This window comes from Streptomyces sp. NPDC096339 (genome assembly GCF_044762985.1).
Classification (GTDB): domain Bacteria; phylum Actinomycetota; class Actinomycetes; order Streptomycetales; family Streptomycetaceae; genus Streptomyces.
On record NZ_JBIWFI010000035.1, the window covers coordinates 1 to 18,583 of the forward strand.

14 protein-coding genes and 1 pseudogene are annotated in these 18,583 nt (G+C 71.2%); 4 read left to right on the forward strand and 11 right to left on the reverse strand.

Features of this window, described 5'->3' with window-relative positions; translation table 11 throughout:
* From ACIQ5Y_RS31800 to ACIQ5Y_RS31810, 3 genes and pseudogenes are all read left to right on the forward strand, one after another.
* Positions 1-230 (forward strand): annotated as a pseudogene (locus ACIQ5Y_RS31800) (hypothetical protein); the annotation flags it as partial.
* A 31-nt stretch (positions 231-261) separates the two neighbouring features.
* The gene (locus tag ACIQ5Y_RS31805; RefSeq protein ID WP_403888227.1) at positions 262-1,233 is read left to right on the forward strand and encodes an ATP-binding cassette domain-containing protein; all 972 of its coding nucleotides are present in this window, start codon (positions 262-264) and stop codon (positions 1,231-1,233) included.
* Positions 1,230-2,015, forward strand: coding sequence for an ABC transporter permease (locus tag ACIQ5Y_RS31810; protein WP_403888230.1), 786 nt, complete (start codon positions 1,230-1,232; stop codon positions 2,013-2,015). The genes ACIQ5Y_RS31805 and ACIQ5Y_RS31810 overlap by 4 nt, the downstream gene beginning before the upstream one ends.
* A gap of 94 nt (positions 2,016-2,109) precedes the next feature.
* Here the strand turns inward: ACIQ5Y_RS31810 and ACIQ5Y_RS31815 are convergent, their stop codons facing one another.
* Positions 2,110-2,532 carry a MarR family transcriptional regulator gene (locus ACIQ5Y_RS31815; protein WP_403888471.1) on the reverse strand — a complete coding sequence of 141 codons (423 nt, stop codon included), beginning with the start codon at positions 2,530-2,532 and terminating at the stop codon, positions 2,110-2,112.
* A gap of 147 nt (positions 2,533-2,679) precedes the next feature.
* Between ACIQ5Y_RS31815 and ACIQ5Y_RS31820 the strand changes: the two genes are divergently transcribed.
* On the forward strand, positions 2,680-3,711 hold the full coding sequence (locus ACIQ5Y_RS31820; protein WP_403888233.1) for a LuxR C-terminal-related transcriptional regulator: 1,032 nt from the start codon (positions 2,680-2,682) through the stop codon (positions 3,709-3,711).
* 20 nt (positions 3,712-3,731) lie between these two features.
* On the opposite strand, the gene ACIQ5Y_RS31825 is transcribed toward ACIQ5Y_RS31820, so the two are convergent.
* The 10 genes from ACIQ5Y_RS31825 to ACIQ5Y_RS31870 all read right to left on the reverse strand — a co-directional run bounded on the left by ACIQ5Y_RS31825 (position 3,732) and on the right by ACIQ5Y_RS31870 (position 18,534).
* Positions 3,732-5,348, reverse strand: coding sequence for a DHA2 family efflux MFS transporter permease subunit (locus ACIQ5Y_RS31825; protein WP_403888236.1), 1,617 nt, complete (start codon positions 5,346-5,348; stop codon positions 3,732-3,734).
* A 236-nt stretch (positions 5,349-5,584) separates the two neighbouring features.
* Positions 5,585-6,496 carry an MBL fold metallo-hydrolase gene (locus tag ACIQ5Y_RS31830; protein ID WP_403888239.1) on the reverse strand — a complete coding sequence of 304 codons (912 nt, stop codon included), beginning with the start codon at positions 6,494-6,496 and terminating at the stop codon, positions 5,585-5,587.
* Entirely contained in the window at positions 6,493-6,693 is a 201-nt protein-coding gene (locus ACIQ5Y_RS31835; protein ID WP_403888242.1) for an acyl-CoA carboxylase epsilon subunit, read from the reverse strand. Before ACIQ5Y_RS31835 ends, ACIQ5Y_RS31830 begins: the two co-directional genes overlap by 4 nt.
* 29 nt (positions 6,694-6,722) lie before the next feature.
* On the reverse strand, positions 6,723-8,228 hold the full coding sequence (locus tag ACIQ5Y_RS31840) for an acyl-CoA carboxylase subunit beta (protein WP_403888474.1): 1,506 nt from the start codon (positions 8,226-8,228) through the stop codon (positions 6,723-6,725).
* A gap of 169 nt (positions 8,229-8,397) precedes the next feature.
* Entirely contained in the window at positions 8,398-9,831 is a 1,434-nt protein-coding gene (gene ahcY / locus ACIQ5Y_RS31845) for an adenosylhomocysteinase (RefSeq protein WP_403888245.1), read from the reverse strand.
* 35 nt (positions 9,832-9,866) lie between these two features.
* On the reverse strand, positions 9,867-10,835 hold the full coding sequence (gene metF / locus ACIQ5Y_RS31850; protein ID WP_403888248.1) for a methylenetetrahydrofolate reductase [NAD(P)H]: 969 nt from the start codon (positions 10,833-10,835) through the stop codon (positions 9,867-9,869).
* Positions 10,836-10,861: 26 nt separating this feature from the next.
* Complete coding sequence (metH, locus tag ACIQ5Y_RS31855) at positions 10,862-14,314, reverse strand: methionine synthase (RefSeq protein ID WP_403888251.1); 3,453 nt, start codon at positions 14,312-14,314, stop codon at positions 10,862-10,864.
* Positions 14,311-15,303, reverse strand: a complete 993-nt coding sequence (locus ACIQ5Y_RS31860; protein ID WP_403888254.1) for a carbohydrate kinase family protein — start codon at positions 15,301-15,303, stop codon at positions 14,311-14,313. Before ACIQ5Y_RS31860 ends, metH begins: the two co-directional genes overlap by 4 nt.
* Before the next feature lie 80 nt (positions 15,304-15,383).
* A complete protein-coding gene (gene metK, locus ACIQ5Y_RS31865) occupies positions 15,384-16,592 on the reverse strand; it encodes a methionine adenosyltransferase (protein WP_403888257.1) in 1,209 nt (402 codons plus the stop codon).
* Position 16,593: 1 nt separating this feature from the next.
* Entirely contained in the window at positions 16,594-18,534 is a 1,941-nt protein-coding gene (locus tag ACIQ5Y_RS31870; RefSeq protein WP_403888260.1) for a condensation domain-containing protein, read from the reverse strand.
* Positions 18,535-18,583: the final 49 nt, after the last annotated feature.

The window sequence follows — 18,583 nt, forward strand, 5'->3', positions numbered from 1 at the left end:
CCCACAAGGGCGACATCCAGATCACCGACGCCATCCGAGGCGACCTCGAACTGCGCACCGAACACGGCCAGATCGCCGTCACCACCGCCCGCGGCACCTCCGCCACCCTCGACGCCGACACCGCCTACGGCCGCATCCACAACTCCCTGCGCAACACCGAAGGCCCCGACGCCGGCCTCAACATCCACGCCACCACCGGCTACGGCAACATCACCGCCCGCAGCAACTGACCCGCCCGAAGCCTCCGAAGGAGCACTCATCATGACCAACCTGGCCATCGCGGCGAACGGGCTGCGGAAGTCCTACGGGGACAAGGTCGTACTCGACGGCATCGACCTGGCCGTCCCCGAGGGGACGATCTTCTCCCTGCTCGGGCCGAACGGCGCCGGCAAGACCACCGCCGTGAAGATCCTCTCCACCCTCATCACCGCCGACGACGGACAGGCACAGGTCGCCGGCCACGATCTCGGCGCCGACCCGCAGGCAGTACGCGGCGCGATCGGTGTGACCGGGCAGTTCTCCGCGGTCGACGGGCTGATCACCGGCGAGGAGAACATGCTCCTCATGGCGGACCTGCACCACCTGTCCAAGCGCGAAGGACGGCGGGTCGCAGCCGAGTTGCTGGAGCGGTTCGACCTGGTCGAGGCGGCGAAGAAGCCGGCCTCCACCTACTCCGGCGGCATGAAGCGGCGCCTCGACATCGCGATGACGCTGGTCGGGAACCCGCGGATCATCTTCCTGGACGAGCCGACCACCGGTCTCGACCCGCGCTCGCGCCACAACATGTGGCAGATCATCCGCGAGCTGGTCTCCGACGGGGTGACGGTCTTTCTGACCACGCAGTACCTGGAGGAGGCCGACGAGCTGGCCGACCGGATCGCCGTCCTCAACGACGGCAAGATCGCCGCCCAGGGCACCGCCGAGGAGCTGAAGCGGCTGATCCCCGGCGGACACGTACGACTGCGCTTCTCCGACCCCGCCGCCTATCGCGCCGCCGCCTCCGCCCTCCACGAGGTCGCCCGCGACGACGAGGCACTGGCGCTCCAGATCCCCAGCGACGGCAGCCAGCGCGCCCTGCGCTCCATCCTGGACCGCCTCGACACCGCCGGCATCGAGGCCGACGAACTCACCGTGCACACCCCCGACCTCGACGACGTGTTCTTCGCCCTCACCGGCAGCACCGGCTCCACCGTCCCGAACCAGAACAACCAGCCGAAGGAGGCTGTCCGATGAGCACCCTGTCCCTTGCCGTGCGCGACTCCGCCACCATGCTCCGCCGCAACCTCCTGCACGCGCGGCGCTACCCGTCCCTCACCCTGAACCTGCTGCTCACGCCGATCATGCTGCTGCTGCTCTTCGTCTACATCTTCGGTGGCGCGATGAGCGGCGGCATCGGCGGCGGCGGCCGGTCCGAGTACATCGCCTACATCGTCCCGGGCATCCTGCTGATGACCGTCGGCAGCACCGTCATCGGTGCCGCGGTCTCCGTCGCCACCGACATGAACGAGGGCATCATCGCCCGCTTCCGCACCATGGCCATCCACCGCGGTTCCGTGCTCATCGGACGCGTCATCGGCAGCGTCCTGCAGACCGTCGCCAGCGTGGTCCTCGTCGGCGCCGTCGGCGTGGCCATCGGCTTCCGCTCCACCGGTGCCGGCGTCCTGGAGTGGTTCGCCGCCTTCGGTCTGGTCGCGCTCTACGCCCTCGCCCTCACCTGGATCGCGGTCGGGATGGGCATGGCCAGCCCGAACGCCGAGGCGGCCAGCAACAGCGCCACCCCTCTGATCCTCCTGCCGCTCATCTCCAGCGCGTTCACCCCGATCGACTCGATGCCGGGCTGGTTCCAGCCGATCGCCCAGTACCAGCCCTTCACCCCGGCCATCGAGACCCTGCGCGGCCTGCTGCTCGGCACCGAGATCGGCTACAACGGGTGGCTCGCGGTCGCCTGGTCCCTCGGCCTGGCCGCGCTCGGCTACCGCTGGTCGACCGCATCGTTCAAGCGCGACCCGAAGTAACCGCCATGACAGCGCGGGCCACTTCCCGCAACGTCCCGCCCCGGGCGACGTACTCCGACACCACGTCGGTGGACGCCGCCCCGTCGGCGTTCCGTCAGGTCGACTCCGGTGCCAGCCGGGCCAGCGCCTCGGGCGACAGGCGCCGGGCCAGGGCCTCCAGGAGGGCGACCACCTGGGCGACCTCCACGGGATCGTCGGTTCCGAGCGCCGTGCCGAGGGCGTCGTCGATGCGCGCCCCGGCGACTTCGGCACGACGGTCGGTCACCTCGGGGTTCTGCCGGACCAGGGTCCGGCGCCGGTCCCGGGGGTCGGTCTGCGCCACCACCGATCCGGTCTCCCGCAGCCGGGCCACGCAGGCGGACACGGCGCTCTGCGGCAGACCGGAGCGGGTGGCGATCTCGCCGACCGTCGTGTCCGGGTGCGCGTAGATGTCGAGCATCACGATCAGGACCGACCGCGTGCTCATGGGCCGCTTGGCGACACGATCGGTGGGAATGGCCTCCTCGCCGATCTTCATCAGCGTGCGCCCCAGCAGGAAGAGCTGTACTCCGTTCACAGGGACGAGTTTATATCAATCTCGATACATCTGGATCGGATGATTCGCCCCCATCACCTAGGGTGGCCTCGCGCGACCGGGTCCTTACCTACGGGGGAGTATCACCAGATGACCGGCGAACCCCTTTCCTCGCCGCGCTCCGACGACTTCGACGACGACTGCGCCCTCGCCTATCAGCACGCCGTGGCCCGTGGCCGGTACACGCGGCAGGTGGTCGCCGAGGCGCTCGGGACGGACCTCGCGGAGGCCGCCCGGATCGAGGACGTCCTGCGGTCCCTGAGCCTGTTGCTCCCCATGCCCGGTGAACCGGGCACCTTCGTCCCGGTCAGCCCCGACGCGGCCGCCGCCGATCTCGTCGGCCCCACCGAGACACGGATACGCGAGCTGCAGCAGGCCGTCACGGACGTACGTGCCCGGATGCGGGCACTGGAGCCCGCCTACTTCGAGAGCCGCCGGCGCCGCAACCAGGACGAGGCCTTCGACATCGTCAGCGACATCGACGTGCTGCAGGCGATGCTCGACGACTGGGGCGCCCGCAGCCGTACCGAGGTGCTCACCGCACAGCCGGGCGGTCCCAGGCCGATCTCGGCCCTCGACGCCGTGCGGCCCCGTACCCTGGCCCGGCTGGCCCGCGGGGTGAAGGTGCGCCACCTCTACCAGCACACCGTCCGCAGCGACCTGCCGACCACCGCGTACGTGCGGGAGGTGACGGCACGCGGCGCGGAGGTCCGTACGACGGACGAGCTGATCGACCGGATCGTCATCTACGACCGCGAGATCGTCTTCCTTCCCGAACAGGACGTCGACGGCCGCGAACCGGGCGCGGTCGTGGTGCGCGAGCCGACGCTCGTGGCCTTCCTCTGCAAGGTGTACGAGCACCTGTGGGCGGGCGCCACCTCCTTCTCCCCCGGCGCGGAGGAGCCGACGGCCGTGACCGACGACCTGAAGCGGTCGATCATCAGGCTGATGGCCCAGGGCCACAAGGACGAGATGGTGGCGCGCCGCCTCGGCATGTCCGTACGGACATGCCGGCGCTACATCTCCCAGATCATGGAGGAGTTGGAGTCCACCAGCCGGTTCCAGGCGGGCGTGAGCGTGGCCGCGAGCGGGATGCTCGACTTCGCGGACGGCATGGCCTGAGGCCCGGACCGGACCGGGGATCAGCGGGCGGGTTCGGGCCGCGGCGGCGCCGTCGGCGCGCTCGCCCCGGTGGCCCCGGAGGCCTTCTTGACCGCCAGGTGGTTCTTGGCGGCCAGGCAGAGCAGCAGGGAGCCGGCGACCGCGCCGAGCGGCAGGACCAGCGTGCTGTTCATGGTGGTGACGAACCCGTGGGAGTAGACCGCCTGCGCCGCGTCGGCGAGCTGCCGGGCGGCCTGCCCGGGCAGGCCCGCGGCGAGCTCCTTCAGCACGCCGGCGTCGGGGCTCGCCCCGTGGGAGAACGCGGCGACGAAGCCTTCGCGGCTCTGCGCGGGCAGGTCACCGGAGCGGTTGGCGGCCTCCTCGTGCAGGGTGGTGGCGAGCCGGCTCTGCAGTACGGCGCCCACGACGGAGGCACCGAGGACCGAACCGATCTGGCGGATGGTGTTGTTGACGCCGGAGGCGGCACCGGCCAGCCGCGGCGGTACGCCCCGCATCGCCTCGGTGGCCATCGGCGCGAGCAGGCAGCCGGTGCCGAGGCCCACGACGGCCATGGGCAGCGTGAAGGTGTACCAGCGGCTGTCGACCGCGGCGAGGGCGAGCACCAGCGAGATGCCGATGCCGTAGACGGCGAGGCCGAACAGCAGGACGTACTTGCCGCCGATCCTGTCGGACATCCGGCCCGCGAACGGGGCGGTCAGCATCGACAGCAGCGGTGAGGGCGCGAGGGTCAGACCCGCCTGGACGGCGGACATGCCGAGCACGGACTGCAGGTAGATGTTCATCGGCAGCACCAGGCCGAGCAGGGCCATCGAAATGAGCGCGACGATCACGGTCATCACGGTGAAGTTCCGGTCGCGGAACAGCGCGAACGGGACGAGCGGCTCGTCCTCCTGCTTGCGGCGCTGGTGGAGCACGAACACGCCGAGCAGGGCCACGCCGCCGGCGATCAGCGCCATGATGCCCGCGTTCCAGTCGTAGCGCTCGCCCTCCTGGAGGCCGAAACTCAGGCAGAACAGCGCGGCGGTGACGATGAGGACGCCCACGACGTCGAACTTGTGGGCGCGGGCCGGGCGGATGTCGGGCACGAGCATGAAGGTCAGCGCGAGCACGGCGATGCCGACGGGCACGTTGATGAAGAAGATCCAGCGCCAGCCGACGGTGCTGACGATCAGACCGCCGAGCGTCGGGCCGGAGATGGTGGCGACACCGGCGATGGAGCCCCATACGCCCATGGCCGCGCCGCGCCGGTCCGCCGGGAACACGGCGACGATCATCACCATGGTCTGCGGCACCATCATGGCCGCGCCCAGGCCCTGCACGGCGCGGGTGGCGATGAGCGTGCCGGGGCCGGCGGCGAGGCCGCAGGCGATGCTGGCCAGGGTGAACAGCACGACGCCCGCGGCGAACAGGGTGCGCGGGCCGCGCAGGTCACCGAGGCGGCCGAAGGTGATCAGGGTGACGGCGAGGACGAGCGCGTAGGCACTGACCACCCACAGGGCCTCGTCGAGGGAGGAGCCGAGCCTCTCCATCATGTCGGGGATCGCGATGTTCACGATCGTCAGGTCCAGCAGCGTCATGAAGAACCCGAGACCGAGCGTCGCCAAGACCGCCCACGGGTTCCCGCGCAACTTGTTCACGGGTACTCCTCGTCCTTCCACCGAAGTGGCTCGCACTGAGCTCCGGGACAGTGACCCGCACTGGTCAACGACGTTCGCGCCAGGGCCCGTTGGGGCCGCCGGGCGCTTGCGTGGTGTCCCGGTCCGCCAGCGTAGGGACCGGCCCGGGCGCGTACCCGCCCCGAGCCGTGACCACTAGTTGCCTGGCCACAACTGCACGCGGCTGCCCCGGGGCCCGGGGAAGGCGGGGCGCGACCCTACGCGAGGCACTCCGGACGGCGCCCGTGGTAGCCGGCCATCTCCTCGAAGAGGGCCCCGATGTCGAGCGGGGTGCCCTCGGGCAGTCCCCGCTCCTCCGCGTATCCGCGGTGCAGGTTGGGGAGGAGGCGTTCCGCGTCCAGCAGGTCGGCGTACGGGCCGAGGTCGGTGGCCCGGGCGAGTTCGAGGGGGCTCACCCCGGCCGCCGCGCCCTCCTTGGCGAGGCCCTGCACCCAACGCAGGTACGCCTCGTTGGCGTCGAGGATCTCCGGGCCGCCGACCGGGCCGTGGCCGGGGACGATCGTGGTCGGGCCCAGGTTACGCAGCCGCTGAAGGGCCCGCAGGGAGCCGGCGACGGAGCCCATGACGCAGAACGGCGTGACCCCGTTCATGGCGAGGTCGCCCGTGAACAGCACTCCCTGTTCGGGCAGCCAGACCGCGGTGTCGTCGACGGAGTGTGCGGCCGGTCCGATGTGGAGGAGCTCGGCGCGGACAAAGTCGCCCACGTGGAGTGTCATGCGGTCTTGAAACGTCAGCTCGGGCGGGGCGATCTCGATGTCTCCCCAGCAGACGTCCGGCCACAGCCCGGCCATGTGCAGCCCGGCCGCGCCGACCAGGGTGCGGGTCTTCTCGTGGCCGATGGTCAGGGCCTCGGGGAAGAGGAAGTTGCCGTAGGTGTGGTCGCCGTGGAAGTGGGTGTTGACCAGGGCGTGCGGGGGCCGCGGCGCGAGCCGCAGCGCGGCCCGGCGCAGGTGCCGGGCGCGGGCCTCGGTGGCGGCGGTGTCGACGAGCACGCTGCGGCGCCCGTCGGTGAGGACGCCCGCGTTGTTCAGGCACCAGCCGCCGTCGGGCTGTACGTACGCGTGGACGCCCTCCGCCACTTCGGTGACGTGTGCGGAGTGCTCCTTCACCGGGCGCGCCACATCCCCGCGGCGGCGTGCGGGTTGCGGTGGGCGCGGTGCCAGCCGCTGTCGGGGGCCCGGCCGTCGGCGGCCGGCGCCGGCGCGGCGGCGGTCCGCCGTGCCAGCAGGGCCGTGAGGACGGCGGTGAGGGCGGCGGTCTCCTCCGCGGAGGGGTGGCCGCCGGTGATCTTCCAGGGGATGGTCATCGGTCCGCTGCCTCCTGTGCCGTGGCCCGTCACACCGGCGGGTTGCCGTGTTTGCGGGACGGGATGTCCGCGTACTTGGTGCGCAGCATGGCGAGGGCGCCGATGAGCGCGGAGCGGGTCTCGGCCGGGTCGATGACGTCGTCGACGAGGCCGCGTTCGGCCGCGTAGTACGGGTGCATCAGCTCGGTCTGGTACTCCTTGATCTTCTGCGCCCGTTCGAGGTCCGGGTCCTCGGCCGCCGCGATCTCCCGGCGGAAGATGACGTTGGCGGCGCCCTCGGCGCCCATGACGGCGATCTCGTTGCTGGGCCAGGCCAGGGAGACGTCGGCACCGATGGAGCGCGAGTCCATGACGATGTACGCGCCGCCGTAGGCCTTCCGCAGGATCAGCTGGATCCTGGGGACGGTCGCGTTGCAGTACGCGTACAGCAGTTTGGCGCCGTGCCGGATGATGCCGTTGTGCTCCTGGTCGACGCCGGGCAGGAAGCCGGGGACGTCGACGAGGGTCACCAGCGGGATGCTGAAGGCGTCGCAGAACTGCACGAAGCGGGCGGCCTTCTCGCTGGCGTGGATGTCGAGGACACCGGCCATCGAGGAGGGCTGGTTGGCGACGATGCCGGTGACGTGGCCGTCGAAGCGGGCGAGGGCGACGACGACGTTCTGCGCCCAGCCGGGCTGGATCTCGAAGTACTCGCCGTCGTCGGCTATCTCCTCGACGACCTTGCGGATGTCGTAGGACTGGTTCGGGTTGGCCGGGACGAGGTTGATCAGTGCCTCGGTGCGGCGGTCGGCGGGGTCGCCGGTCTCCTCGCGGGGGGCGGTCTCACGGTTGTTGGAGGGCAGCAGCGACAGCAGGAACCGTACGTCTTCCAGGCAGCTGTGCTCGTCGTCGTAGGCGAAGGCCGCGACCCCGGAGACGGAGGCGTGCACGTCGGCACCGCCGAGGCCGTTCTGGGTGATCTCCTCACCGGTCACCGCGCGGACCACGTCCGGGCCGGTGATGAACATCTGCGAGGTCTCGCGGACCATGAACACGAAGTCGGTGAGGGCCGGGGAGTACGCGGCGCCGCCGGCGCAGGGCCCGAGCATGACCGAGATCTGCGGGATGACGCCGGAGGCCTTGGTGTTGCGCTGGAAGATGCCGCCGTAGCCGGCGAGGGCGGTGACGCCCTCCTGGATCCGGGCTCCGGCGCCGTCGTTGAGGCTGACCAGGGGGGCGCCCGCGGCCACCGCGAGGTCCATCACCTTGTGGATCTTCTGCGCGTGGGCCTCGCCGAGGGCGCCGCCGAAGATGCGGAAGTCGTGCGCGTAGACGAAGACCGTCCGCCCGTGGACGGTGCCCCAGCCGGTGACGACCCCGTCGGTGTAGGGCTTCTTGTGCTCCAGGCCGAAACCGCTGGCCCGGTGCCGGCGCAGGGCCTCGATCTCCTGGAACGAGCCTTCGTCGAGGAGCGCCTCGATGCGCTCCCGCGCCGTCAGCTTGCCCTTGGCGTGCTGCCGTTCGGTGGCCTTCGGGTCGGGCCCGGCGATGGCCATGGCCTTGATCTCGGCGAGTTCCGCGGCACGGTCCTGGATCGGGGGTGGGGCGATTTCACTGATGGTCACGGGGTTCCTCCGGGGCGGTGGGGAGGTTCTGCCGGCCGCCCGCCCCTCCCGGTCGGGACGGGGCGGGCAGCCGGCCGGCGGTCTTCGATCGGAAGCCGCGTCAGTAGCGGTAGTGGTCCGGCTTGTACGGGCCCTCGACCTTGACGCCGATGTAGGAGGCCTGCTCGGGGCGCAGGGTGGTGAGCTTGACGCCGAGGGCGTCGAGGTGGAGGCGGGCGACCTTCTCGTCGAGGTGCTTGGGCAGCACGTAGACGTCGGTCGGGTACTCCTCCGGCTTGGTGAAGAGCTCGATCTGCGCGAGGGTCTGGTCCGCGAAGGAGTTCGACATCACGAAGGACGGGTGGCCGGTCGCGTTGCCCAGGTTGAGGAGACGGCCCTCGGACAGGACGATCAGGACCTTGCCGTCGGGGAAGGTCCAGGTGTGGACCTGCGGCTTGACCTCGTCCTTGACGATGCCCTCGACCTTGGCCAGACCGGCCATGTCGATCTCGTTGTCGAAGTGGCCGATGTTGCCCACGATCGCCTGGTGCTTCATCTTGGCCATGTCGGCGGCCATGATGATGTCCTTGTTGCCCGTGGTCGTGATGAAGATGTCGGCCGTCTCGACGACGTCTTCGAGGGTCGCGACCTGGTAGCCGTCCATCGCGGCCTGCAGGGCGCAGATCGGGTCGATCTCGGTGACGATGACGCGCGCGCCCTGGCCGCGCAGGGACTCGGCACTGCCCTTGCCGACGTCGCCGTAGCCGAAGACGACGGCGGTCTTGCCGCCGATGAGGACGTCGGTGGCGCGGTTGATGCCGTCGATCAGGGAGTGGCGGCAGCCGTACTTGTTGTCGAACTTCGACTTCGTCACGGCGTCGTTCACGTTGATCGCCGGGAACAGCAGGGCGCCTTCCTTGTGCATCTCGTAGAGGCGGTGGACACCGGTCGTGGTCTCCTCCGTCACGCCGCGGATGCCGGCGGCGAGGGTGACCCAGTCGATGGTGCTCTTCTGCAGCAGGCCGAGGACGAGCGCGTACTCCTCGTTGTCCGCGGTGGACGGGTCCGGGACGGAGCCGGCCTTCGCGAACTCGACGCCCTTGTGGACGAGGAGGGTGGCGTCACCGCCGTCGTCGAGGATCATGTTCGGGCCCGCGTGGCCCGGCCAGGTCAGCGCCTGCTCGGTGCACCACCAGTACTCCTCCAGCGTCTCGCCCTTCCAGGCGAACACGGGGATCCCGGCGGCGGCTATGGCCGCGGCCGCGTGGTCCTGCGTCGAGTAGATGTTGCACGACACCCAGCGGACGTCGGCGCCGAGGGCGACGAGGGTCTCGATGAGCACGGCCGTCTGCACGGTCATGTGCAGGGAGCCGGTGATACGGGCGCCGGCCAGCGGCTGCGACGCCGCGTACTCCCGCCGGATCGACATCAGACCGGGCATCTCGTGCTCGGCCAGGGTGATCTCCTTGCGGCCGAAGGCGGCGAGGGAGAGGTCTGCGACCTTGTAGTCGGTGAACTCGGCGGTGGCGGCGGTGTCGGTGGACTGGCTGGGCATGGACTACTCCGGAGTGTGGGCGGCAGCGTGCAGCGTCAGTTGACGTTCAGGTTCTGGTGGATCTCTCGGGTCGCCGTGGAGCGGTTGAGGGTGATGTAGTGCAGGCCGGGCGCGCCCTCGGCGAGCAGCCGCTCGGCCATGACGGTCGCGTACTCCACCCCGATGGCGTGGCCGGCGGCCGCGTCGCCCCGTACCGCCTCCAGGCGGCTCGCGAGGTGTTCGGGGAAGTGGGCGTCGCTCAGCTCGGAGAACCGGCTGATCTGCCGTACGTCCGTGGCGGGCATGATCTCGGGGATCACCGGGGTCAGACAGCCGACGGCGGCCAGCCGGTCGCGCAGCCGCAGGTAGTCCTCCACCTGGAAGAACATCTGCGTGATCGCGTAGTCGGCGCCCGCCCTGCACTTGGCGGCGAAGTGCCGGATGTCCTCGGTCCAGCCCGGCGAACGCGGGTGGCGCTCGGGGAACGCGGCCACGCCCACCGTGAAGTCGCCCAGCCTGCGGATCAGGCTGACGAGTTCGTGCGCGTGCGTGAAGCCGTCCGGGTGCGGGGTCCACACGCCTTTCGGGTCGCCGGGCGGGTCACCGCGCAGGGCGAGGACGTCACGGATCCCGGCGTCCGCGTACTGGCCGATGATGTGCCGCAGCTCGGCGACCGAGTGCCCGACCGCCGTCAGGTGGGCCACCGGGCGCAGCGTGGTCTCGGCCGCGATCCGTTTGGTGACCTCGACCGTACGGTCGCGGGAGGAACCCCCCGCGCCGTACGTGACCGAGACGAACGACGGCGAGAGCGACTCGATGCGCCGGATCGCCTTCCAGAGCGTGCGCTCCCCCGCCTCCGTCTTCGGCGGGAAGAACTCGAAGGAGAACGAACGCCGTCCACTGGCCAGCAGCTCGCGCACGTCGGGACGGGCCGCGGGTACGGCTGAGGGTGTGGGCGGGGTCGAGGGCGCGGTCGCGGTCGCCGGGGGCGAGAGCGCCGGGTGCTCGGTGAGGACGGCTCCCATGCTCGTTCCTTCCTTGTCTGTACTGGTCAGCGCGCGTTGAAGTACGAGGCTTCGGGGTGGTGGATGACGATGGCGTCGGTGGACTGCTCGGGGTGGAGCTGGAACTCCTCCGAGAGGTGCACGCCGATCCGCTCCGGCCGGAGGAGGTCCGCGATCTTCGCGCGGTCCTCCAGGTCGGGGCAGGCGGGGTAGCCGAGGGAGTAGCGGCAGCCCTGGTACTCGGTGCGGAACATGCCGGCCATGGAAGCCGGATCGGATCCGGCGATGCCCAACTCGGCACGGACCCGGGCGTGCCAGTACTCGGCCAGGGCCTCGGCGAGCTGCACGGAGAGACCGTGCAGCTCCATGTACTCGCGGTAGGCGTCGGCGGCGAAGAGGCGGGCCGTCTCCTCGCCGATCCTCGAACCGACGGTGACGACCTGGAGGCCGACGACGTCGGTCTCGCCGGACTCCTCCGAACGGAAGAAGTCCGCCAGGCACAGGCGGCGGCCGCGGCCCTGGCGGGGGAAGGTGAAACGGGTCCGCTCCGAGCCGTTGTCGTCGAGGATGATCAGGTCCTCGCCCTTGGAGACGCAGGGGAAGTAGCCGTGCACGACGGCCGCTTCGAGCAGCCCGTCGGTGTGCAGCCGGTCGAGCCAGCCGCGCAGTCGGGGCCGGCCGTCCGACTCGATGGTGTCGGCGTCCTTCAGACCCCACTGGCCCTTGAAGAGGGCGGTCTCGTCGAGCCAGGAGGCGTACTCCTTGAGCGGGATGCCCTTGATCACGCGGGTCCCCCAGAACGGCGGGGCGGGCACCGGATTGTCGACGGCCACGTCGGAACGGCCACCGGGCTCGGGCTCCGTCACGTGCAGGGCGGGGGTGTCCCGCTTGGCGACGCGGCGCTGCTTCAAGGCGGGCAGAACGGCACCGGGGACGCCTCGCTTGACGCCCATCAACGCGTCCATGAGGCGCAGGCCTTCGAAGGCGTCGCGGGCGTAGCGGACCTCGCCCTCGTAGATCTCGTGGAGGTCCTGCTCGACGTAGGCGCGGGTCAGCGCGGCGCCGCCGAGGATGACCGGGTAGTCGGCCGCCAGCTTGCGCTGGTTCAGCTCCTCCAGGTTCTCCTTCATGATCACGGTGGACTTCACCAGCAGACCCGACATGCCGATCACGTCGGCCTTGTGTTCCTCTGCGGCTTCGAGGATCGCGGAGACCGGCTGCTTGATGCCGATGTTGACGACGTTGTAGCCGTTGTTGGTGAGGATGATGTCGACGAGGTTCTTGCCGATGTCGTGGACGTCCCCGCGGACGGTGGCCAGCACGATCGTGCCCTTGCCCTCCGCGTCGGACTTCTCCATGTGCGGCTCCAGGTGGGCCACCGCGGTCTTCATGACCTCGGCGGACTGGAGCACGAACGGCAGCTGCATCTGACCGGAGCCGAAGAGCTCGCCGACGACCTTCATGCCCTCAAGGAGCGTGTCGTTGACGATCTCCAGAGCGGGACGGGTGGCCAGGGCCTCGTCGAGGTCGGCCTCCAGACCGTTCTTCTCCCCGTCGATGATCCGGCGCTGAAGCCGCTCCTCCAGAGGCAGGGCGAGGAGTTCCTCGGCGCGGCCGGCCTTCAGGGACTTGGTGTTGACGCCCTCGAACAGGGCCATCAGCTTCTGGAGGGGGTCGTAGTCGCCCTCACGACGGTCGTAGATCAGGTCCAGCGCGGTGTTGACCTGCTCCTCGTCGAAGCGGGCGATCGGCAGGATCTTCGAGGCGTGGACGATGGCGGAGTCGAGGCCGGCCTTGACGCACTCGTCGAGGAAGACCGAGTTCAGCAGCACACGGGCGGCTGGATTCAGACCGAAGGAGATGTTCGAGAGGCCGAGGGTGGTCTGCACGTCCGGGTGGCGGCGCTTGAGCTCTCGGATCGACTCGATCGTGGCGATGCCGTCGCCCCGGGACTCCTCCTGCCCGGTGCAGATCGTGAAGGTCAGGGTGTCGATGAGGATGTCCGACTCGCGGATGCCCCAGTTCGACGTCAGGTCCTCGATGAGGCGCTCGGCGATGGCGACCTTGTGCTCGACGGTGCGGGCCTGACCCTGCTCGTCGATGGTCAGCGCGATCAGCGCCGCGCCGTGCTCCTGCGCGAGACGCGTGACCTTCGCGAAGCGGGATTCGGGGCCGTCGCCGTCCTCGTAGTTGACGGAGTTGATGACCGCGCGACCACCCAGCTTCTCCAGGCCCGCCTGGATCACCGGGACCTCGGTGGAGTCCAGGACGATCGGGAGGGTGGAGGCGGTGGCGAACCGGCCGGCGAGTTCCTGCATGTCCGCGACACCGTCACGGCCCACGTAGTCCACGCACAGGTCCAGCATGTGCGCGCCCTCGCGGATCTGGTCGCGTGCCATCTCCACGCAGTCGTCCCAGCGCGCTTCCAGCATCGCCTCGCGGAACTTCTTCGACCCGTTCGCGTTCGTCCGCTCACCGATCGCCATGTACGAGGTGTCCTGCCGGAACGACACCGTCTGGTACAGCGACGCCGCACCCGGCTCCGGACGCGGATCACGCACGGTCGGGACCATGCCGCGGACCCGCTCCACCACCTGCCGCAGGTGCTCGGGGGTCGTGCCGCAGCAGCCACCGACGAGCGAGAGACCGTACTCGCGGACGAAGGTCTCCTCGGCGTCGGCCAGCTCGGAGGCGGACAGCGGGTAGTGCGCGCCGTCCTTCGTCAGGACGGGCAGGCCGGCGTTGGGCATGCAGGAGATCGGGACGCGGGAGTTGCGGGCGAGGTAGCGCAGGTGCTCGCTCATCTCCGCCGGACCGGTCGCGCAGTTCAGACCGATCATGTCGATGCCCAGCGGCTCCAACGCGGTCAGCGCCGCACCGATCTCCGAGCCCAGCAGCATCGTGCCGGTCGTCTCCACCGTCACCGAGCAGATCAGCGGGACGCTGATGCCCAGCCGGTCCATGGCGCGGTGGGCGCCGATGATCGACGACTTGGTCTGCAGCAGGTCCTGCGTGGTCTCCACGAGGAGGGCGTCGGCCCCACCCGTGAGCAGGCCCTCCGCGTTGACCTGGTAGGCGTCGCGGATCCTGTCGTACGTGATGTGGCCCAGCGTCGGCAGTTTCGTCCCCGGGCCCATGGAGCCGAGCACCCAGCGTTGCCGACCGGTCGAGGCCGTGAACTCGTCGGCGACCTCGCGGGCGATCCGGGCGCCCGCCTCCGACAGCTCGAAGTTGCGTTCGGCGATGTCGTACTCGGCCAGGGCCGCGTAGTTCGCACCGAAGGTGTTCGTCTCGACGCAGTCGACACCCACCGAGAAGTACGCCTCGTGGACCGTGCGCACGATGTCGGGCCGGGTCACGTTCAGGACCTCGTTGCAGCCTTCCAGCTGCTGGAAGTCGTCCATCGAGGGGTCCTGCGCCTGGAGCATCGTCCCCATCGCCCCGTCGGCGACGACCACGCGCGTGGCGAACGCCTCGCGCAGGGAGTCGACCCGGTTCATGAGGTGCCTCCCTGCGGGCCCAGGACGGCTTCCAGCTGCCGCTCGGCGTCCCGTCCGTACACCGTCCCCACGGTCCGCAGCAGTTCGGCGGGGTCGGCTTCGTACGACTGCGAGCCGACGGCCCGCAGCACCAGGGCGGCCATCGCGCAGCCGAGCCGGGCGGCCGCCTCCAGCGGCAGGTCCTTGGCCGTGGCGGCGAGGAAGCCGGAGCGGAAGGCGTCCCCGACGCCGGTCGGGTCCTCGGCGGGCACGTTCGGGATGGCGTCCACGACGATGGCCGGGGCGCCCTGTCGTTCGATGCGTACGCCCTTCGAGCCGAGGGTGGTCACCCAGGTGTCGACGCGGGCGAGTACGTCCTCGGCCGTCCACTCGGCGCGTTCGCGCAGCAGCGCGGACTCGTACTCGTTGGTGAAGAGCCAGCGGGCGCCGTCGACCAGGCTCCGCACCTCGTCGCCGGAGAGCCGGGCGAGCTGCTGGGAGGGGTCGGCGGCGAAGGGGATGCCCAGGGCGCGGCACTCCTCGGTGTGGCGGACCATCGCGGCCGGGTCGTTGGGCGATACGAGGACCAGGTCCAGGGGGCCGGCGGAGGCGACGAGCTCGCGCAGGTCGATGTCGGCGGCCTCCGCCATGGCTCCCGCGTAGAAGGAGGCGATCTGGTTGGAGTCCTGGTCGGTCATGCACATGAAGCGGGCGGTCTGATGGCCGCCGGAGACGTGCACTCCGCCGGTGTCCACACCGTGTTCCTTGAGCCAGACCTCGTACTCGCCGAAGTCCGGTCCCACGGCCCCGACGAGCAGCGGGGCGAGCCCGAGCACTCCGAGGCCGTAGGAGATGTTGGCCGCCACCCCGCCCCGCCGGACCTCCAGGGAGTCGACGAGGAAGGACAGCGAGACGTGTTCCAGCTGGTCGGGAAGGAGCTGGTCGACGAACCGGCCCGGAAAGGCCATGAGGTGATCCGTCGCGATGGATCCTGTCACCGCAATACGCACGGGTTCTCCTGGGGCGTGTCGGGCCGGGCTCTCGCTGTCGGCGGGGTGGGGCGGCTTGGGAAGGGGAGGAGGGTGAGCCGTCAGCGGGCTGCGGCGGCCTTGAGTGCCTCGGCCCGGTCGGTGCGCTCCCAGGTGAAGTCCGGCAGCTCACGGCCGAAGTGGCCGTAGGCGGCGGTCTGGGCGTAGATCGGGCGCAGCAGGTCCAGGTCGCGGATGATCGCGGCCGGCCGCAGGTCGAAGACCTCGGTGACGGCCCGCTGGATCTCCGCGACGGGGACGGTCTCGGTGCCGAAGGTCTCGACGAAGAGGCCGACGGGCTCGGCCTTGCCGATGGCGTACGCGACCTGGACCTCGGCGCGGCCGGCCAGTCCGGCGGCGACGATGTTCTTCGCCACCCAGCGCATGGCGTAGGCGGCGGAACGGTCGACCTTCGACGGGTCCTTGCCGGAGAAGGCGCCGCCGCCGTGGCGGGCCATGCCGCCGTAGGTGTCGATGATGATCTTGCGGCCGGTGAGGCCGGCGTCGCCCATCGGGCCGCCGATCTCGAAGCGGCCGGTCGGGTTGACGAGCAGTCGGTAGCCCTCGGTCTGGAGCTTGATGCCGTCCTCGGCGAGCCGGGCGAGGACGTACTCGACCACGTGCTCCTGGATGTCGGGGGTCAGCAGTCCCTCGAGGTCGATGTCGGCGGCGTGCTGCGAGGAGACGACGACGGTGTCGAGGCGGACGGCGGTGTCGCCGTCGTACTCGATGGTGACCTGGGTCTTCCCGTCCGGGCGCAGGTAGGGCAGCGTGCCGTTCTTGCGGACCTCGGAGAGCCGGCGGGAGAGCCGGTGCGCGAGGTGGATGGGGAGCGGCATCAGCTCGGGGGTCTCGTCGGTGGCGTAGCCGAACATCAGGCCCTGGTCGCCGGCGCCCTGCTTGTCGAGCTCGTCCTCATCGCCCTCGACCCGGCTCTCGTACGCGGTGTCGACGCCCTGGGCGATGTCCGGGGACTGCGCGCCGATGGAGACGGACACGCCGCAGGAGGCGCCGTCGAAGCCCTTCTGCGAGGAGTCGTAGCCGATCTCCAGGACCTTCTCGCGGACGAGCTTGGCGATCGGCGCGTAGGCCTTCGTCGTCACCTCGCCCGCTATGTGCACGAGACCGGTGGTGATGAGGGTCTCGACGGCGACGCGCGAGGTCGGGTCCTCGGCCAGGAGCGCGTCGAGGATCGTGTCGCTGATCTGGTCGGCGATCTTGTCGGGGTGTCCCTCGGTCACGGACTCCGAGGTGAACAGACGGCGGGACATGTCACTCCTGGTGGTTGGGAACGGAGGGGACTGAGGGGTCTGAGGGGGTCGAGGGGCCTGGGGGAGCCGGTGGGACGGAGGTGGACGGGGCTGAGGCGGACGTGAAGCGGGGGCTGCGCACCACCGCCGCCAGCGCGCGGGCCAGCGTCCGCAGCGGACCCGGGCCGCCGTCCGCGGCCCCGGCGATCGCGACCGGCGGCGCCGGCCAGCCGTGTGCGGCGACCCGTTCGGCGGCCTGCCGGGCGGCGTCGCCGGCCCCGGAGAAGCCGCCGAGCAGCACCGGTTCGCCCCGGGCGAGCGCGGGCCGCAACGCCCACAGGCACCGGACCGGGTCGACCGGGTCCTGCCCGTCGGGCGGGGTGCCCAGGGTGGCCAGGGCCTGCGGGCCGTCGTAGAGCTCGGGGAGGCCGTCGTAGCAGCCGGGCGGTGCACCCGGCGGCGGCAGCAGGCAGATCGTGCCCGCCCCGGGGCGGGTGGCCGCCCGCAGGATCCGCGCCGGAGCGGCCCGTCCGGGCCGTGCCAGTGGTACGGGTACGCCGTCGAGCAGCGTCAGGGCACCGGCCACGTCCTGGGCGGTCCGCCCGTCGGGCAGGGCGCTGAGCAGCATGGCGGCCTGGGCGAGCAGCGCGGCCGCGGCGGCGTCCGGGAGGCCGTCGCGGTCGTGGACGCCGGTGAGGAGGAGCCCGCCCCCGGAGTCGTGGTGGGCGACGAGGGTGAAGGGCACGGCGGCGTGCCCCTCGATGACCTCGGGCGCGTCCACCCGTACGCCCTCCGCGGCGAGTTCGTGCGCGACGGCGCCGAGGGCGGCGTCGGTCCCGTACCCCGGTTCGAAGACGACGAGGGACCGGGCGGGCGGCGGCGGCGCGGCGGCCGTGCCGGGGTGTCCGCCCGCCCACTCCTCGATCTGGCCCGTGGACACCCACTCGTACGCCGCCCGGTCCAGCGCCTGCCCGCCGAGCTCCTCCAGCAGCAGCGCCAGCGGTGTCGAGGCCCGCATCCGCACCGACAGCGGGAGGGAGTTGCGCAGCGTGCCGGAGAGCAGCTCGGCGCCGGCGAGGCCGATGCCCCGGCCGGAGACGGCCGCGGAGAACGCGACGGGCACCGGGTCCGGGTGCCCGCCGTCGGCGGCGGCCCGGTACAGCAGCAGCGCCCACACCGCGTGCAGGGCCGTCGACTCGCTCGCCCCCCGGCCCGCGGCCCAGGCCCGCAGCCGCTCGGCCTCGGCCCGCGTGAGCCGTTCCCGGCTCCACCCGTGGCCGGACCGGTCCGGCTCGCCCGCGAGCGCGGAGCGCAGCGCGGGCAGGGTCGCGGCCCCGGGCGGCGGGGCGGCCCGCACCCAGAACTCCCGTGCCGCGGAGGTGTCCTGACGGGCCAGCCAGTGCGCGTGGTCGCGTACGTCGGGCCGGCGCTCGCCGCCCAGCGGGCGGCCGTCTGCGAGGTAGGCGCGCAGGAACGCCCGCAGCAGCCCGCGCATGCTGCGCCCGTCGAGGAAGGCGTGGTGGTAGGTGAACAGGATCCGCGTGGCCCCGGGCGGCGGCGTGGTCTCCTCCAGCAGCAGGATGCGCAGCTGCCCCGGCCGGCGCAGGTCGAACTCGCGCAGCCGCTCGCGCCGGACGAGGGTGTGCCAGTCGGCGCCGTCCGGGTCGGCGTGCGTGATCCGCGGCTCCACCCGGGGATGGACGGCCATCGCGGGAAGCCCGCCCGCGGGGTCGGCGAGCGCGGTGCGCAGGGCGGCGTCGGAGTCGTGGAGGGCCTGCCAGGCCGCGGTGAACCGGGCCGCGTCCAGCGGTCCGTACCAGCGCACGAGCAGCTGACCGGCGTGGACGCCGGCGCCCGGGCGGACCAGTGTGTCGAGGAGCAGGTCCCGTTGGAGGGCCGAGGCGGGGACGGGCAGCGGGCGCGGGCCGGTGCCCGTGCGGAAGCTCTGGCGAGCCGCGCTCATCGCGTCCGTTCCTCCTCTCCTGTCGGGATTGCCGATCGCAGTGCCTGGG

What these genes read in the sequence shown, in the direction of transcription:
- ACIQ5Y_RS31805 (WP_403888227.1), top strand. Translation starts at nt 262, where the DNA reads ATGACCAACCTGGCCATCGCGGCGAACGGGCTGCGGAAGTCCTACGGG.
- ACIQ5Y_RS31810 (WP_403888230.1), top strand. Translation starts at nt 1,230, where the DNA reads ATGAGCACCCTGTCCCTTGCCGTGCGCGACTCCGCCACCATGCTCCGC.
- ACIQ5Y_RS31815 (WP_403888471.1), bottom strand. Translation starts at nt 2,532, where the DNA reads ATGAAGATCGGCGAGGAGGCCATTCCCACCGATCGTGTCGCCAAGCGG.
- ACIQ5Y_RS31820 (WP_403888233.1), top strand. Translation starts at nt 2,680, where the DNA reads ATGACCGGCGAACCCCTTTCCTCGCCGCGCTCCGACGACTTCGACGAC.
- ACIQ5Y_RS31835 (WP_403888242.1), bottom strand. Translation starts at nt 6,693, where the DNA reads ATGACCATCCCCTGGAAGATCACCGGCGGCCACCCCTCCGCGGAGGAG.
- ACIQ5Y_RS31840 (WP_403888474.1), bottom strand. Translation starts at nt 8,228, where the DNA reads ATGGCCATCGCCGGGCCCGACCCGAAGGCCACCGAACGGCAGCACGCC.
- ahcY (WP_403888245.1), bottom strand. Translation starts at nt 9,831, where the DNA reads ATGCCCAGCCAGTCCACCGACACCGCCGCCACCGCCGAGTTCACCGAC.
- metF (WP_403888248.1), bottom strand. Translation starts at nt 10,835, where the DNA reads ATGGGAGCCGTCCTCACCGAGCACCCGGCGCTCTCGCCCCCGGCGACC.
- metH (WP_403888251.1), bottom strand. Translation starts at nt 14,314, where the DNA reads ATGAACCGGGTCGACTCCCTGCGCGAGGCGTTCGCCACGCGCGTGGTC.
- metK (WP_403888257.1), bottom strand. Translation starts at nt 16,592, where the DNA reads ATGTCCCGCCGTCTGTTCACCTCGGAGTCCGTGACCGAGGGACACCCC.
- ACIQ5Y_RS31870 (WP_403888260.1), bottom strand. Translation starts at nt 18,534, where the DNA reads ATGAGCGCGGCTCGCCAGAGCTTCCGCACGGGCACCGGCCCGCGCCCG.